This is a genomic window from Plantibacter sp. H53, from assembly GCF_001650455.1.
Taxonomy (GTDB): Bacteria; Actinomycetota; Actinomycetes; order Actinomycetales; family Microbacteriaceae; genus Plantibacter; species Plantibacter flavus_A.
The window spans coordinates 130,559-146,812 of the sequence record NZ_LWCT01000048.1; the positions used below are offsets into that span (position 1 = coordinate 130,559).

Annotated in this window: 14 protein-coding genes; all 14 read right to left on the bottom strand. The window is 68.0% G+C overall.

Annotated elements, in window-relative coordinates; all coding sequences use genetic code 11:
• Positions 1-19: 19 nt before the first annotated feature.
• On the bottom strand, positions 20-319 hold the full coding sequence (gene rplW, locus A4X17_RS16305; RefSeq protein WP_056008147.1) for a 50S ribosomal protein L23: 300 nt from the start codon (positions 317-319) through the stop codon (positions 20-22).
• Positions 316-981 carry a 50S ribosomal protein L4 gene (gene rplD, locus A4X17_RS16310; RefSeq protein WP_064296702.1) on the bottom strand — a complete coding sequence of 222 codons (666 nt, stop codon included), beginning with the start codon at positions 979-981 and terminating at the stop codon, positions 316-318. Before rplD ends, rplW begins: the two co-directional genes overlap by 4 nt.
• Positions 982-985: 4 nt before the next feature.
• Positions 986-1,639, bottom strand: coding sequence for a 50S ribosomal protein L3 (rplC, locus tag A4X17_RS16315; RefSeq protein ID WP_064296703.1), 654 nt, complete (start codon positions 1,637-1,639; stop codon positions 986-988).
• 24 nt (positions 1,640-1,663) lie between these two features.
• Entirely contained in the window at positions 1,664-1,972 is a 309-nt protein-coding gene (gene rpsJ / locus A4X17_RS16320) for a 30S ribosomal protein S10 (RefSeq protein WP_005050520.1), read from the bottom strand.
• A gap of 469 nt (positions 1,973-2,441) precedes the next feature.
• The gene (locus A4X17_RS16325) at positions 2,442-4,262 is read right to left on the bottom strand and encodes a DUF4012 domain-containing protein (protein ID WP_064296704.1); all 1,821 of its coding nucleotides are present in this window, start codon (positions 4,260-4,262) and stop codon (positions 2,442-2,444) included.
• Positions 4,263-4,432: 170 nt separating this feature from the next.
• The gene (tuf, locus tag A4X17_RS16330) at positions 4,433-5,623 is read right to left on the bottom strand and encodes an elongation factor Tu (protein ID WP_064296705.1); all 1,191 of its coding nucleotides are present in this window, start codon (positions 5,621-5,623) and stop codon (positions 4,433-4,435) included.
• 141 nt (positions 5,624-5,764) lie between these two features.
• Positions 5,765-7,879: an elongation factor G gene (gene fusA / locus A4X17_RS16335; protein ID WP_064296706.1), complete on the bottom strand. Its 2,115-nt coding sequence runs from the start codon at positions 7,877-7,879 to the stop codon at positions 5,765-5,767.
• A gap of 87 nt (positions 7,880-7,966) precedes the next feature.
• Entirely contained in the window at positions 7,967-8,437 is a 471-nt protein-coding gene (gene rpsG / locus A4X17_RS16340; protein ID WP_064296707.1) for a 30S ribosomal protein S7, read from the bottom strand.
• Positions 8,437-8,811 (bottom strand): 30S ribosomal protein S12, encoded by a 375-nt coding sequence (rpsL, locus tag A4X17_RS16345; protein ID WP_056008169.1) that lies wholly within the window; start codon positions 8,809-8,811, stop codon positions 8,437-8,439. The genes rpsG and rpsL overlap by 1 nt, the downstream gene beginning before the upstream one ends.
• A gap of 347 nt (positions 8,812-9,158) precedes the next feature.
• Complete coding sequence (locus tag A4X17_RS16350) at positions 9,159-10,634, bottom strand: hypothetical protein (protein WP_064296708.1); 1,476 nt, start codon at positions 10,632-10,634, stop codon at positions 9,159-9,161.
• A 120-nt stretch (positions 10,635-10,754) separates the two neighbouring features.
• The gene (locus A4X17_RS16355) at positions 10,755-11,396 is read right to left on the bottom strand and encodes a hypothetical protein (protein WP_064296709.1); all 642 of its coding nucleotides are present in this window, start codon (positions 11,394-11,396) and stop codon (positions 10,755-10,757) included.
• A 37-nt stretch (positions 11,397-11,433) separates the two neighbouring features.
• Complete coding sequence (locus tag A4X17_RS16360) at positions 11,434-13,884, bottom strand: transglutaminase-like domain-containing protein (RefSeq protein WP_064296710.1); 2,451 nt, start codon at positions 13,882-13,884, stop codon at positions 11,434-11,436.
• Positions 13,881-15,260 carry a DUF58 domain-containing protein gene (locus A4X17_RS16365; RefSeq protein ID WP_082916229.1) on the bottom strand — a complete coding sequence of 460 codons (1,380 nt, stop codon included), beginning with the start codon at positions 15,258-15,260 and terminating at the stop codon, positions 13,881-13,883. The genes A4X17_RS16360 and A4X17_RS16365 overlap by 4 nt, the downstream gene beginning before the upstream one ends.
• Positions 15,257-16,225, bottom strand: a complete 969-nt coding sequence (locus A4X17_RS16370) for a MoxR family ATPase (RefSeq protein WP_064296711.1) — start codon at positions 16,223-16,225, stop codon at positions 15,257-15,259. Before A4X17_RS16370 ends, A4X17_RS16365 begins: the two co-directional genes overlap by 4 nt.
• Between the last annotated feature and the right edge of the window lie 29 nt (positions 16,226-16,254).

A 16,254-nucleotide genomic window follows, 5' to 3' on the forward strand; every position in this document is an offset into this window, starting at 1 on the left:
CTCTTCGTTCCCGGCCGTCTTAGCCAACAGCCGTGAAGATGTCGATGGAACCCGACTTGAGCGACACGATGGCGCGCTTGGTGTCCTTGCGCTTGCCGGTGCCGAACTTGGTGCGACGGGTCTTGCCCTGACGGGTGAGGGTGTTGATCGAAGCGACCTCGACACCGAAGATCTTCTCGATGGCGAGCTTGATCTCGGTCTTGTTCGAGCGCGGGTCGACGAGGAAGGTGTACTTGCCCTCGTCGATCAGGCTGTAGCTCTTCTCGGAGACGACCGGCGCGAAGATGACGTCGCGGGGGTCCTTGTTGATCGCGGTCATGCCGAGACCTCCTCGGTTGCGGCCGTGTTGCCGGTCTTGCTGGCGACGAATGCCTCGAAGGCGGCCTTGGTGAAGACGATGTCGTCGGAGACGAGCACGTCGTATGCGTTCAGCTGGTCGTACGACAGCACGTGCACGTTCTGCAGGTTGCGGACGCTGCGGAGGCTGAGCTCGTCGTCGCGCTGGAGGACGATCAGGACGTGCTTCGAGGAAGCGACGTTCGTCAGGTACTCGGACACGGCCTTCGTCGACGGCTTCTCACCGATCGAGAGGGAGTCGACGACGTGCAGGCGGCTGCCGCGTGCGCGGTCGGAGAGGGCGCCGAGGAGAGCCGCGGCGATCATCTTCTTGGGGGTGCGCTGTGCGTAGTTGCGGGGCACTGGACCGTGGACGATGCCACCGCCGGTCATCTGAGGTGCACGGATGGAGCCCTGACGAGCGTTACCCGTACCCTTCTGCTTGAACGGCTTGCGGCCGGCACCGGACACTTCGCCGCGGCGCTTGGTCTTGTGCGTCCCCTGGCGGGCGGCAGCGAGCTGCGCGACGACCACCTGGTGGATGAGCGGGATGTTGGTCTGAACGTCGAACACCTCGGCAGGAAGGTCGACGGTGCCGGCCTTCTTGAGCTTGGTGTCGAGCACGTCGAGAGTAGCGATAGCCATGGAACTACGCTCCCTTCACTGCGGTGCGGACGAATACGATACGGCCACGAGCGCCGGGAACGGCACCCTTGACGAGCAGCAGGCCCTTATCGGCGTCGATCGCGTGAACCCGGAGGTTCAGCACGGTGACGCGCTCGCCACCCATACGACCGGCCATGCGCATGCCCTTGAAGACACGGCTCGGGGTCGAGGAGGCGCCGATGGAGCCCGGCTTGCGGTGGTTGCGGTGAGCACCGTGAGATGCGCCCATGCCCTTGAAGTTGTGACGCTTCATGACACCGGCGAAACCCTTACCCTTCGAAGTGCCGACGACGTCGACCTTCTGGCCGGCCTCGAAGACACCGTCGACGGTGAGCTCCTGGCCGAGCGAGTACTCGGATGCGTCGGCGGTGCGGACCTCGGTGAGGTGGCGACGCGGCGTCACGCCGGCCTTGTCGAAGTGACCCGCGTCAGGCTTGCTGACCTTGCGGGGATCGATCTGGCCGTACGCGATCTGCACGGCGTCGTAGCCGTCGACCTCGGGGGTGCGAACCTGCGTGACCACGTTGGGCGTGATCTCGATGACGGTGACGGGGACGAGCTTGTTGTTCTCGTCCCACACCTGGGTCATGCCGAGCTTGGTGCCGAGCAGACCCTTGCTGGTCTTCGTGTTAGACATGTCTTCCTTCCGTCTCTACCGAGCTCAGAGCTTGATCTCGATGTTGACGTCCGCCGGCAGGTCGAGACGCATGAGCGAGTCGACGGCCTTCGGGGTCGGGTCGATGATGTCGATCAGACGCTTGTGGGTGCGCATTTCGAAGTGCTCCCGGCTGTCCTTGTACTTGTGCGGCGAACGGATCACGCAGACCACGTTCTTCTCCGTCGGAAGCGGCACCGGGCCGACGACGGTTGCGCCTGCACGGGTGACCGTGTCGACGATCTTGCGCGCCGAAGTATCGATGACCTCATGGTCATACGACTTCAGTCGGATGCGGATCTTCTGTCCCGCCATGTGTGACTCACTCTCTGTCTCGCGTCATGCGGATCGCTCCGTATTGGACGCATATCGTGCGCTTTGCAACGTTCGGTTGCTCCACGCCATTGGCACTACTGGTGTCGCACCACTGTTCTGCTGTCAACGACCACTGGTGTCTTGCGACCCTCGTGGTCATCCACCGGGTTCCACCCCGACTCGTGGTCGGCGCTGGGCGTAGCACTGCTACGACCTGGATTGCGATGAAGTGATTGGTGTTCTGCTACCCGCGGCCTAGGCTCGATCCCTGTCGCGTTGCCGCGTCTGGGAGCTCCTATGCACTACCTGGCAGTGATTCGCCGGAGCGCGCACAGGCACGCTCGTCCGAAGTACTGAACTGGACTAGTTTGCCACGGATCCACCATGCGTGCAACCCGGGCGTGTCGCGGGCGTCGGATGGTCAGGATCCGCCCAGTCTCGGGCGTCCCGAGCACCGAGGCGCCGCTGCTCAGCAGAGCTCGACGACGTTGTCGACCTCGACCGGACGCACCCCCGGAGTGCCCAGGAACCGCACGGCGTCGACCGTCGCACCGGACACGTCCGCATCGACGTCGAGCGTCACCGTCGCGCCCGGCGCGATCGTCACCACCATGTAGGCCACCGGGCGTCCGTCGTCCGACCCGGCCGTGTACGGGACCTCGGTGCCGTCCACGCGAACCGAGCGGATGTCGGCACCGTCGGGCGCGTAGGCCATGACCCGCAGGCGCATCCAACCACGAGGGAGCCCCTCACGCTCGTGGAACCCCGCGATGTAGTCGAACGCCTCCGTGTCGAGCTCCGACTCCGTGTCGATCGTGTTCGAGAGTTCCGACGCGACCATCACTGTGCGAGTCCCGTCGACGTCGCACGAGCCCGCACGGACACGGACCTGCTGTCGGAGGTAGTACTCGAGCTTGGAGCCGACCGCGTCCGAGAGGTACAGCCCGAACGGCACCGAACGGGACGAACGCTCGGGCAGGCCGCCGCCGACCCCGGCGAGCACCAACGCCCGTTCCTCGACGCGGTCGGGACTCCAGGCGAGCAGACGCCGCTCGTCGACCGCCTGCACCCAGCCGCCGATCGCCCGGGGGACCGACATGGACCCCGCCTGCAGCTGCGAGGTGAGCGCCTGGACGACGGCGGTGAAGGTGGCGTCCTGCGCGCGGTTCGCCTCGTCGCTGAGACCGGGGTGATCCCGGTACACACCGTTCAGGAGTTCGTCGACCACCGTGTCGCTCGACAGCTCCGTACCGTCGGCGAGGACCACGGGTCCGGTCGCTCGCAACAGGTGGGACAACGCGACCGGGTCGACGGCGAGGACCAGATCGGGCGTGACGCCCTGACTCTCCTGCCACAGCCGGGAGGCCGCCTGCGCACCGTAGGGGAAGTCCGGCCTCGCCGTCACCTCATGGATGGAGGTGCCCGCGGTAGCGTATCCCTCGGTCCGGTAGAGCGCGTCGGCATCGGCCGGGAGGGGCACCACCGGATCGGCGTGCGACACGAAGTCCGCGCCGCCGAGGGTCCTCGTCACGCTGAGCACCCCATCCTCGATGTGCACGAGCACCGAAGCTCCCGCGATGCCCCCGAGGGCTCGGCTCTCCGCCGAGTTCTGGAACAGGACGACCACGTCTCGCGGCCCGTCCTCCCCCAGGAACCCGGGCAGCGCCCGAAGCACCGGTGCGAGCCGAGTAGCGAGCGGTGACGCCTCGCGCAGCGGACCGTCGAGCCCGACCAGCGCCGACGCCACCTGCGGGAGGAGCACCGAGTGGTCGAGGCGGTCGAGGCGCGCCACCTGCTCCTCGAGCCGCTCCAGCGCACGCGCCGAGGTGCGTGCGATGCTCCCCACCCGCGCCGCGTCCAGTCGTCCGTCGACCGCCAGTCCGTCGAGGGACAGGCCGAGGACCGGCTCGACGACCTCGTCGACGACGACGTGCGCCGCCTCGACGGCCGTGCGCACCGCCTCGAAGTTGGCCCCGGAGACGGGCACGCGTTCCGCGAGCCACCAGTCAGGCCGCTGCGTCGACGCCAGGGCCCGCTCGACCGCATCGCCGGCACGCTGCACGCCGTCGGGATCGATCGCGTCGGTGCCGACGCCATCGACGCCCGCTCGGATCGCCTCGATCTCAGGCAGGACCGAAGCGAGATCGTCCCGGACGGACATGGCCTCCACCGCCGCCGACACGGTGGCTCCGACGATGCCGAGCAGGATGGACAGGACGAAGACGCCCGGGATCAGGACACGTGGGCGCGACAGACGACGCGGACGGATGGACGAACGGGACACGGTCACCTCGGGCGGCTCGATACAGAATGGGTCGTCCGATATCTTACATATGAGTCCCCGGGGCGCTAATCGGCCGACAGCAGGAACGACGAAGGGCCCGGAGCGAAATGCTCCGGGCCCTTCGTGTGGAACCGTGTCGACCCTGAGGTCGATCAGGGGTTCGCGTCAGCGGATGCTTACGCGAGCACCTTGGTGACGGTGCCGGCGCCGACGGTGCGGCCACCCTCACGGATGGCGTAACCGAGGCCGACCTCCATGGCGATGGGCTGGATCAGCTCAACGGTCATGTCGGTGGTGTCGCCGGGCATGACCATCTCGGTGCCCTCGGGCAGGGTGATGACGCCGGTGACGTCGGTGGTGCGGAAGTAGAACTGCGGACGGTAGTTCGCGTAGAACGGGTTGTGACGCCCACCCTCATCCTTGGACAGGATGTACGCGGTGCCCTCGAAGTTCGTGTGCGGCGTGACCGAACCCGGCTTCACGACGACCTGGCCGCGCTCGACGTCTTCACGCTTCGTGCCACGGAGCAGGAGACCACAGTTCTCGCCGGCCCATGCCTCGTCGAGCTGCTTGTGGAACATCTCGATACCCGTGACGATCGTCTTCTGCGTCGGGCGGATGCCGACGATCTCGACCTCGGAGTTGATCGCGAGCGTGCCACGCTCGGCGCGGCCCGTGACGACGGTTCCACGACCGGTGATCGTGAAGACGTCCTCGATCGGCATGAGGAAGGGCTTGTCCTTGTCGCGCACGGGGTCGGGGACGTTGGCGTCCACGGCGTCCATGAGGTCGAGGATGCTCTGCACCCACTTCTCGTCGCCCTCGAGCGCCTTGAGGCCCGAGACGCGGACGACCGGTGCGTCCTCAGCGAAGCCCTGCGAGGCGAGGAGCTCGGAGACCTCGAGCTCGACGAGCTCCAGGATCTCCTCGTCGTCGACCATGTCGGACTTGTTCAGCGCGACGAGCAGGTAGGGCACGCCGACCTGCTTGGCGAGCAGCACGTGCTCACGCGTCTGAGCCATCGGGCCGTCAGTGGCGGCGACGACCAGGATCGCGCCGTCCATCTGCGCAGCACCGGTGATCATGTTCTTGATGTAGTCGGCGTGACCGGGGGCGTCGACGTGCGCGTAGTGGCGCTTCGGGGTCTCGTACTCGACGTGCGAGATGTTGATCGTGATACCACGCTGACGCTCTTCCGGCGCGGAGTCGATCGACGCGAAGTCGCGCTGCACGTTGGTCGCGGACGGGAACTTGTCCGCCAGGACCTTCGAGATCGCCGCGGTGAGCGTGGTCTTGCCGTGGTCGACGTGACCGATCGTACCGATGTTGACGTGCGGCTTGGTCCGCTCGAACTTGGCCTTTGCCACTGTGAGTCCTCCTCAGGACGTTGTGCGGGACGCCGGGCACCATTCGATGCCCGACGCACTGCAGGGATGTGTATTCATGTTACGCGATCCGCCCGGGTGTTCGCACACCCGGCCGGACCGCGGTGAAGAGAGAGTGAGTGACTACTCGCCCTTGTTCTTCTGGATGATCTCGTCGGCGACAGCCTTCGGGACCTCCGCGTAGCTCTCGAACGTCATCGAGTACACGGCACGACCGGAGGTCTTCGACCGGAGGTCGCCGATGTAGCCGAACATCTCGGAGAGCGGCACGTTGGCACGGATGACCTTGACGCCGGTGGCGTCGTCCATGGACTGGATCTGTCCACGGCGCGAGTTGAGGTCTCCGATGACGTCGCCCATGTACTCCTCGGGAGTACGCACCTCGACCGCCATGAGCGGCTCGAGGAGGACGGGGTTGGCACGCGAGTAGGCCTCCTTGAGACCCATCGAGCCGGCGATCTTGAACGCCATCTCCGAGGAGTCGACGTCGTGCGCCGCACCATCGGTGATGATCGCCTTGACACCCACGACCGGGTAGCCGGCGAGGCCACCGACCTGCAGGGCGTCCTGGAAACCGGCGTCGATCGACGGGATGTACTCGCGCGGGATGCGACCACCGGTCACGGCGTTCACGAACTCGTAGGTCGTCTCCGGAGTGACGTCCATCGGCTCCAGATCGAACTGGATCTTCGCGAACTGACCCGAACCACCGGTCTGCTTCTTGTGCGTGTAGCCGTACTTCTCGACCTTGCGCTTGATGGTCTCGCGGTACGCGACCTGCGGCTTGCCGACGTTGGCCTCGACGTTGAACTCGCGCTTCATGCGGTCGACGAGGATGTCGAGGTGGAGCTCGCCCATTCCCTTGATGACCGTCTGGCCGGTCTCGGTGTTCTGCTCGGTGCGGAACGTCGGGTCCTCTTCGGCCAGCTTCTGGATCGCGGTGCCCAGCTTCTCCTGGTCGGCCTTGGTCTTCGGCTCGATCGCGACCTCGATGACGGGCTCCGGGAAGCTCATCGACTCGAGGACGACCTGGTGCTGCGGGTCGGACAGGGTGTCACCGGTGGTGGTGTCCTTCAGGCCGATGACCGCGTAGATGTGACCGGCGGTGACGAAGTCGACCGGGTTCTCCTTGTTGGCGTGCATCTGGAAGATCTTCCCGATGCGCTCCTTCTTGCCCTTGGTCGAGTTGATGATCTGCGCACCGGAGTCGAGACGACCCGAGTAGACGCGGACGTACGTCAGGCGACCGAAGAACGGGTGCACCGCGACCTTGAACGCGAGCGCGGTGAAGGGCTCGGTCGAGTCGGGGTGACGCTCCACGACCTTCTCCTCGTCGCGCGCGTCGTGGGCCTCGATGGCCGGGACGTCGAGCGGGGAGGGGAGGTAGTCGATGACCGCGTCGAGCATCGGCTGGACGCCGCGGTTCTTGAACGCGGAGCCGCAGAGGACCGGGTACATGGTGCTCGTGATGGTGAGGTGACGGATCGCGGCCTTGATCTCCGCGACGGTCAGCTCTTCGCCACCGAAGTACTTCTCCATGAGTGCGTCGTCGGTCTCGGCGACGGCCTCGAGGAGCGCGGTGCGGTACTCGGCCGCCTTCTCCTTGAGGTCTTCCGGGATCTCCTCGATGGCGTACTTGGCGCCCATCTCGACGTCACCCTTGGCGTCTCCGCGCCAGGTCAGCGCACGCATCTCGACGAGGTCGACGACGCCCTCGAAGTTGGACTCGGCACCGATCGGCAGCTGGATGACCAGCGGCTTCGCGCCGAGACGGCTGATGATCGTGTCGACGGTGAAGTAGAAGTCGGCGCCGAGCTTGTCCATCTTGTTGACGAAGCAGATGCGCGGGACGTCGTACTTGTCGGCCTGACGCCAGACGGTCTCGGACTGGGGCTCGACGCCCTCCTTGCCGTCGAACACCGCGACCGCGCCGTCGAGGACGCGGAGCGAACGCTCGACCTCGACCGTGAAGTCGACGTGGCCGGGGGTGTCGATGATGTTGATCTGGTTCTTGTTCCAGAAGCAGGTCGTCGCGGCGGACGTGATGGTGATGCCGCGCTCCTGCTCCTGCGCCATCCAGTCCATCGTCGACGCACCGTCGTGGGTCTCGCCGATCTTGTGGTTGACGCCCGTGTAGAACAGGATGCGCTCGGTGGTGGTGGTCTTGCCGGCATCGATGTGGGCCATGATGCCGATGTTGCGGACCTTGTTCAGGTCGGTGAGCACGTCTTGTGCCACGGGGTCCTCCGGGGATAGGTAGGGGTGAGCTGATTCACTCAGGTGTGCGAGGGCGGACGGATCGTCCGCCCTCGCATCGGGCGGCGACTACCAGCGGTAGTGCGCGAACGCCTTGTTCGACTCGGCCATCTTGTGCGTGTCTTCACGACGCTTGACGGCTGCACCGAGACCGTTCGATGCGTCGAGGATCTCGTTCTGGAGACGCTCGGTCATCGTCTTCTCACGGCGGCCCTTCGCGTAGCTCACGAGCCAGCGCAGAGCGAGGGTGTTGGCGCGGTGAGGCTTGACCTCGACCGGCACCTGGTAGGTGGAACCACCGACGCGGCGCGAACGCACCTCGAGCGTCGGGCGGACGTTGTCGAGCGCCTTCTTGAGCGTGACGACGGCGTCGCCCTGGTTCTTGGCGGTGACGCCTTCGAGTGCGTCGTAGACGATGCGCTCAGCGAGGCCCTTCTTGCCGTCCAGCAGGATCTTGTTGACGAGCTGGCTGACGATGGGGGCGCCGTAGACGGGATCGGCGACGACGGGACGCTTCGGAGCTGGACCCTTGCGAGGCATTACTTCTTCTCCATCTTCGCGCCGTAGCGGCTGCGAGCCTGCTTGCGGTTCTTGACGGCCTGCGTGTCGAGGGCGCCACGGACGATCTTGTAACGGACACCCGGGAGGTCCTTCACACGACCACCACGGACCAGGACCAGCGAGTGCTCCTGGAGGTTGTGGCCCTCACCGGGGATGTACGCGGTGACCTCGGTGCCGTTGCGCAGCTTCACGCGGGCGACCTTGCGCATCGCCGAGTTCGGCTTCTTCGGGGTGGTGGTGTACACGCGGGTGCACACGCCGGCCTGCTGGGGGTTGCTCTTCAGGGCGGGCGCCTTGGTCTTGACGACCTTGGGGCTGCGGCCCTTCCGAACCAACTGCTGAATGGTTGGCACTACTTGCTCCTTGATGATGACTGCACGGTGACAGTGGTACTGCAGCATTCGTGGACCGGTCTCCCGGACCACGAGGTCGTATGGACCCACCGGTGACGCGCGAGTGCACGTCACTGAAGTGGTGGGTATGCCGTGGGGGCGATCTGCAACCGGGACCAGCCCGGCGGGGATCAACCCGATGGTGCAAGACTGCTGTCCGCTCCCCCGAGCCAGGCTCCGGAGAACGTGGACAGCACGAGAGCGCACGACAGCGCGCACACCCAACCAAGACTAGCCCGCGGAGGGCCTGTGGTCAAACGACGACGACCCCCGGGAGCAGTGCTCCCAGGGGTCGTACAGCTGTCGGTCTAGGGGAAGGGGACGAACGTCGCGCCCTCGTCGGTGAAGCCCTCGACCGTGCCGCCGACGATGAAGTCGACCGGGTTGATGCTGTAGCCCGGGCCGGTCTGGCCGGTGGCCGGGTCGGTCAGCGTGCACGTCATCGACATGCGCCCGACGGTCTCGGAGTCGACGGCCCAGCCGCCGCCCGAGAACTCGCCGACCGTGAAGGTCGGGCGCGTGTCGAACTTCCAGGTCACGCCGGACGGCGTGAAGCCGGTGTCGTTGCGGATCTCGAAGGGGCACCCCTCGGGGGCGAGCTCCGTCGCGGCGCCGCAGCCGTCGATGTACGCGTTGACGGCCTCCTCGACGGCGGTCGTCCCGGCGTCGGTGAGGGCGACGGCGAGCGTCGCGGGTTCCGCGGCCTGACCGAAGCCCACGGCCGTCGTGGTGGTCGCCTCGGCGGTGTACCAGTCGCTCTCGCTGAGGGCGACGTCGTAGGTGCCGGGGAGTGCACGCAGCTGGTACGACCCCTCGGCGATCGGCTCGACGTCGGTGAGGTCGACACCGCCGACCGTCGCCACCGCGTCCTCAGGGGCGACCACGTCGACCTGGACCGTGCTGAGTTCCGGAGCCTCGAGCTTCCACTTGTCGAAGAGCACGGCGTCCTTGCCGACCTTGGTGAGCGTGAACTCCTGGTCGACGCTCTCGCCACCCTGGGTGAGGCGGGCTTGGACGGTCGCGGTGTTCCCGTTGGTCGTGGTCTTCCCGATCGTGTAGCCGGAGACCTTGCCGGACGCGGCCTTGTACGCGTCGTCCGTCAGGAGCACGTCGGCCGCCGACACCTCGGTGCCGGAGAGCTTGAGCGCCTGTTCGGCGTCACCCGACTTGAGGGCGTCGAGGTAGCTCTCGACCGTCACCTGCGGGGCGTGGAGCGCGTTGCCGACGGTGACACCGACGACGCCACCCACGATGATGAGGAGGAGGGCGCTGCCGCCGGCGATGATGCCGGTGAGCCCCTTCTTCGAGAGCTTCTTCTTCGGCGGCTGCTGGCCGCCGCCATACCCGCCGGCGCCCTGCGCGTAGGGCGCCTGACCGTACTGCTCGGTGGGCTGCTGACCGTACTGTCCCGTGGGCTGCTGGCCGTACTGACCGGTGCCCTGCTGACCGAACTGCTCGGTCGGCTGCTGGCCGTACTGCGCCGTCTGACCGTACTGACCGGTCTGCTGGCTGTACTGGTCGGACTGCTGGCCGTACTGGCCCGTCTGCTGGCTGTGCTGGCCGGACGACTGCTCACCGTACTGGCCGGACTGCTGCCCGTACTGCCCGGACGGCTGGGTCGGCGACTGTCCGTACGGCGACTGCTGTCCGTACTGGCCCGCCTGCTGCTGGCCCGAACCCGACTGCTGCGGGCCGTTGCCCTGCCATCCCTGCTGCGGGTCGGGCTGGGCGGGCGGTCGCTGCCACTGGGGCTGCTGCGGGTTCTGATCTCCGGGATCGGTCATGGTGTTGCGCCCCCAATGAGCATGGATCGTGCTGATGACAAGTGCTCGAAAGTATAGTGACGGGTGTCGGACAGCACGATGGGGAGATCTCCCCTCCTGCGTCCGGGTGAGCCCCGACGACTACCAGGGCGAGGTGGGGGAATCGAGCTCGAGCGCGAGGTCGTCGAGGAGTGCGGCGACCTGCGGTTCGACGTACCGTTCGACGGCGTCGTGGATGGCGAGCCGGTGCCCGACGAGGAGTTCGCAGATGCGGCGCCCGGTCTCGTTCGCGCACTGGTCGGCGAGGGCGATCTCGGTGCGCAGCGCCTCCTTCGCGTCGTCGGACAACGGCGGGGGTGGTGGAACGGTCCTCGCCTGGGACTCGCCGAGCTCCGCGAGGGTGAAGAGGTAGGGCTGCTCCGGATCCGGATCGGGGTCGAGCTGCAGGCCGTCGAACTCCGGGTCGAGCCCCTCCCCCGGACGGTAGGAGCGCTGCGCCTCGCGCAGGTCGGCAGCGCGGAGTTCGGCACGAAGGACGGGGAGGTTCCGCTCGGTGTACTCCGCCACCGCGTGGTCGACGAGGGCCTTCATCCGGGTGGCGAGGCCGTGCTGCACCTGGTGCGGCACGTCGTCGACGAGGCCTGCTGCGCGGAGGATCGGGGATCCGATGCACCGGCGGCAGATCCGGGTGCGTCCACGGTGTGCGGCGGGGTGCCAGCGCGGCAACCACCGGAGCCAGGCGTCGACGGCCTGGCTCACACTGGTCTCGAGCGAGCGCTCCATACTCACCGAGGGTAGTGCCTCGGTGGCCGCAACGACCTCAGCGACTTCCGGTGGCGCGCTGGTCGCGTGCCGCTCGACGGACGAGCGAACCGGACGGCTGCAGCCGACTCACGAGACCGCGTTTCGCGCGGTAGCGGAACCGGCTCCGCTGGCGGGCGAACCAGCCGAGCGCTCCCTGCGCCCGTGACGCCTCGGCCTCCGACCGCTGCCACAGCTCGTCGGCCGTCGTGTCGTCCACGTCACGACCGGAGAAGACGACGTCGTCGGTCGTCCCCGCGAGCGCGGTGAGCGTGGTCGCGCCCGCCGGTTCCTGGGCTCCGAGCACGGACGCCGTGGTCGACCGCGTCGCGGCCGCAGGCACCGAGTACCCGAGCTCGGCGTAGCGGTCGATCAGCTCGTCCCACGCACCGGCCGCACTGCGGTCACCACCGCCCGCGCGGCGACGCTTCGTCCGCCGACGCTTCGCACCCGAGATGGCGAGGAGCGGGATGACGTACAGCGACACCGGGACACCCACGATCAGCGCGAGCCACCACACCCACTCCGGGATCACGAGTCCGTCGTTCTTGTCCTTGTCGTCGCCGTCGTCGATCGAGGCCTCGGTGAGGAGGCTGTCGTCGAGGTTGTCGCTGCGCGGCGGCTGACGCACCTGCGGCTGCGGCTCGGTCTTCGGCTTCGGGTCCTGGTCCTGCGGGATCTCGGTCTCATCGGGGGTCGGCGAGAACGCGACCCAGCCGTAGCCCTCGAAAGGCACCTCGACCCACGCCGTCACGTCGTCCCCGACGACCTGCACAGAACCCTGGCCCTCGGTCACCTCGGGTGCGAAGCCCATGACGACCCGCGCGGGGTAGCCGAGCGAGCGTGCCATGAGCGCGAACGCCGAGGCGTACTGCTCCTCGTCGCCAACCATCGGTGTGCGGGTGAAGAGCTCCGACATCCGGTCGGCACCGTGGCCGGCGCGCGACGGAGAGCTGTCCGAGGCGAGCCCGTGGCTGAGGAACCCGGTGGTGCGGAGGGTCTGTTCGATCCGCCGCAACTGGGCCATGGGGGTCGTCTCGGCGCCGACGAACTCCGAGGCCTTCGCGACCACGATGTCCGGGATGTTCGTGACGGGCGGCAGCTCGACCGCTGCGGTCGGCGTCGTCGCGAGGGCCGTGTCGCTCGGGACCGCCTGCGTGGTGGTCCGCTCCTCGTAGTCGTCACCCGTGCCGATGCCCGAGGTGATGACGGCCGCGCCACTCTCGGCGTTGTAGCGGATGTCCTCGGATCGCTCCGCCGCCTTGCCGTCGAGGGTGAGCGCGCTCGGGTACCCGACGCTGGGCACCCAGATGTCGTCGTAACCGGTGATGTCGATTGACACCCGTCGGTTGCTCCCCGGTGTCATGAGCTGGGGTGCGGGGAGGTGGTCGCCGACGAGCTCGAAGGCACCGGAACCGTCGGTCGCCGTGGAGGGCCCGGAGACGGTCCACAGACGGCCGTCGTAGCTGTCCATGGCCGCCAGACGGATCCGATCCCCCGGCTCGAGGCCGGTCGCGGTGAAGAGCTTCGTCTCGGCGAGGTCCTTCGTGTACTCGCGGAACCCGGCGAGCGGGCTCGGGTACTCCAGGGGGTCGAACGGCGGGGTGACGACCTCGCGGAGGACGAACCGTGAGTCCGTGGGAGGCGAGGCGACGACGGCCGCACCGCCGCCGACGACGACCGCGACCGCGGCGAGGACCGCCGTGCCGATGATCTTCTTGCGACGGAGGACGGCGGTGGTCGACGCTGCCGCGTTCTCGCCACGACCGGCACCCGGCCGCCAGCCGAGCCAGAGGAGGGCGATGAGCGCGAACGCGATCCCGCGGACGGCCGCCAGGAAGGGCGTCTGCGTGCCGAGGAGGACGCCGAGGGCGTAGAGCACGGTCGGGCCGACGAGCACGATCGCGCAGCGCACGGCGACCTGCGGACGGCGCGGCAGCCAGCGGACGGCGAGCACGGCGGAGACGACGCCGACGAGCAGCCCTGCGACGTAGGGCAGGGTCATGATGTACGCGGGCGCGCTCAGCGGGGTCTGCAGAGTGACGAAGTCCTTCCACCCGAACACCGCGCCGATGCTGATCCCGCCCAGGGTCCGCAGGTTCGGGAGGACCGCGAACGTCGCCACGGACGGCATCGCCAGGGCACTGCCGAAGACGTAGAAGACGAGGACGGTCGAGAGGCCGGTCAGGAGGGCGTTCAGCCGGAGGGCGTGGGAGGCGACGCCCACCGCCATGCCGAGCGCGAGGCCTCCGAGGCCCGCGAGGAGGAACCCGGTGCCACTGAGCGCCGCTCCGAAGCCGAGCAGACCGAGGGCCGCGAGGACGAAGACGACCGCGAGGTCGATCCAGGAACGGCCGGGCAACGGCCAGGGCGCGGTGAAGGTCGGAACGATGCCCTGGACGTCGACGTCCGCCGCCGAGCCGGGAACGCGCCCGGGGCGCACCGTCGTGCGCTCGTCGACCCCGCTCACAGGGCCCTCGACATGACCTTGGCGAGGTCGCTCAGCGCCCCGACGGTCATGACGTTCATCCCGGCGACGTCCTTGATGCTGGCTCGAGCGCCGCGCTCGACGCGGATGCCGAACACGTTGACGTCGGGACCGAAGAGACGCTGGATCCCCCGGTACTCCTGTGCCTCGAGTCGCGAACCGGCGACGATGATGACGACGCTCGGTGCCGGCAGGCGCTTCGTGGTCTCCCGGGCGAAGGTGCGCGGGGTGTCGAAGGTGCCCTCGGCGAGCTGCAGCCGGCAGCTGTCGTCGAGGAAGGACGTGACCGTGTGGGTCCGGAGCGCGAGTCGATCGGTCACGACGCTGATCGGCACCTGGTCGAGGATCACCTGGGTGGCGATGGACGCGGTGAGCGACACCGCCAACTCGAACTCGTCCTCGTCCTCGGCGTAGTAGCGGGAGTCGGTCGTCATCACCATGGTGAGCTGCGACCGCCGCGTCTCCTCGAACTGCCGGACCATGAGCTGGCCGGTCTTCGCGGACGACTTCCAGTGGATGTAACGGCGGTCGTCGCCGGCGACGTATCCGCGGAGGGCGTGGAAGGAGATGTCGTTGTTGGTGATGGTCTTCGTGACGAGGCCCTCGAGGTCGCGGATGAGACCGGCGGCCGTCGGGTGGAGGCGCGTGGTCTCGGGATGCACGAAGAGCTCGACCGGCTCCGTCCAACGCACCTCGCGACGCAACAGACCGAGCTGGTCGCCGCGGACCGAGACAGCGGGCCCGGCGGGGATCACGGCTCGCCGGTTCGTCGGTACGGCGAACAACTCCTCGTGCTCGCCGTCCTTCGGGATGGCCGGGATCGCGAACTCCGCCAGGCCGTAGCCCACGGGGACCTCGAGGCGCGTGGGCGTCGTGGCACGGTTGCCGGGGTTGGCGATGAGGACCTGCCCGATCGCGCGCTCCCCGACGGTGACCCGGCTGGGGTTCAAGTGGATGGAGATGCGGAAGGTCGACCGTCCGAAGAGGTAGGCGACGGAGGCGAGCAACGCGGCCAGCGGCACGAAGCCGAGGAAGACGAGTTCCGCCCACCCCAGGATGAAGCCTGCGACGGTCGCGATGACGCCGATCGCCAGCACGACCCAGCCGAGGCCGCTGACCACGGTGAGCACAGGCTGCGCCGCCGTCCAGGCGACCCTGACCCAGGGCACGACGACGGCGCCCACGCCGTCGACGAGGCCGCGGACCGGGTTCGGCCGTCGGGCCGGGACCGGCCCACCGTCGTCGTGCGCGTCGGGGCCGTCCGGGCTCGTCTCGGCAGGCGCGCCGACCGTCGCCGTGCGGACCGGGTCGGATCCGTCCGGCGCGGCGGCGGCGCGCTGCTCGAGGGTCTCGCTCATGCTGCGCGGTACGCCGGCGGAGCGATGCTGACGAGGACCCGGGCCACGACGTCCTGCGCGGTCACGCCGGCGAAGTCGGACTCGGGGTCGATGATGATGCGGTGCGCGAGGACGGCCTGCGCGAGGTCGTTGACGTCGTCGGGGGTGACGTAGGTGCGCCCCTGCGAGATGGCCCACGTCTTGACGGCGCGCACGAGCGCGAGGGCACCGCGCATGCTGACGCCGAGGGCGACGTCCTGGTCGTCCCGCGTGGCCGCCACGACGTCCGCGACGTACTCGAGGATGCTGCCGTCGACGTGCACCTCGGTCGCGAGCTGCGCCATCGTGATGACGGCGTCGGAGCCGATGATCGGCTGCACCTTCGTCGCGCGGGCCCGGTTGGAGGCGTCGAGCAGCAGGTTCACCGAGGTCTGGCGGTCGGGGTAGCCGAGCGTCGTCTTGATGAGGAACCGGTCGAGCTGCGCCTCGGGCAGCTTGTACGTCCCGGCCTGCTCGATCGGGTTCTGCGTCGCGATGACCATGAACGGTTTGCCGGCCTCGTAGCTCGTGCCGTCGATCGTGACGATGCCCTCCTCCATCACCTCGAGGAGCGCCGACTGCGTCTTCGGCGAGGCGCGGTTGATCTCGTCCGCGAGCACGATCGAGGCGAAGATCGGTCCCTTGTGGAACTCGAAGACGCCCTTGCCCTGGTCGTAGATGGTCACACCCGTGACGTCGGACGGCAGGAGGTCCGGCGTGAACTGGATGCGCGAGCTCGTGCCGTCGAGCGTGTTCGCGAGGGCCTTCGCGAGCACGGTCTTGCCGGTGCCCGGGTAGTCCTCGAGGAGCACGTGGCCCTCCGAGAGCATGGCCGTGACGACGAGCTTGATGACGTGCTCCTTGCCGAGGATGGCCTGCTCGACGTTGCCGACGAGCTTGCCGAAGGCATCGGCGAACCAGGTGGCCTGTTCCTGCGTGACAGTCATGGGTGTGCTCTCCGTGAAGTGAAGGTCGT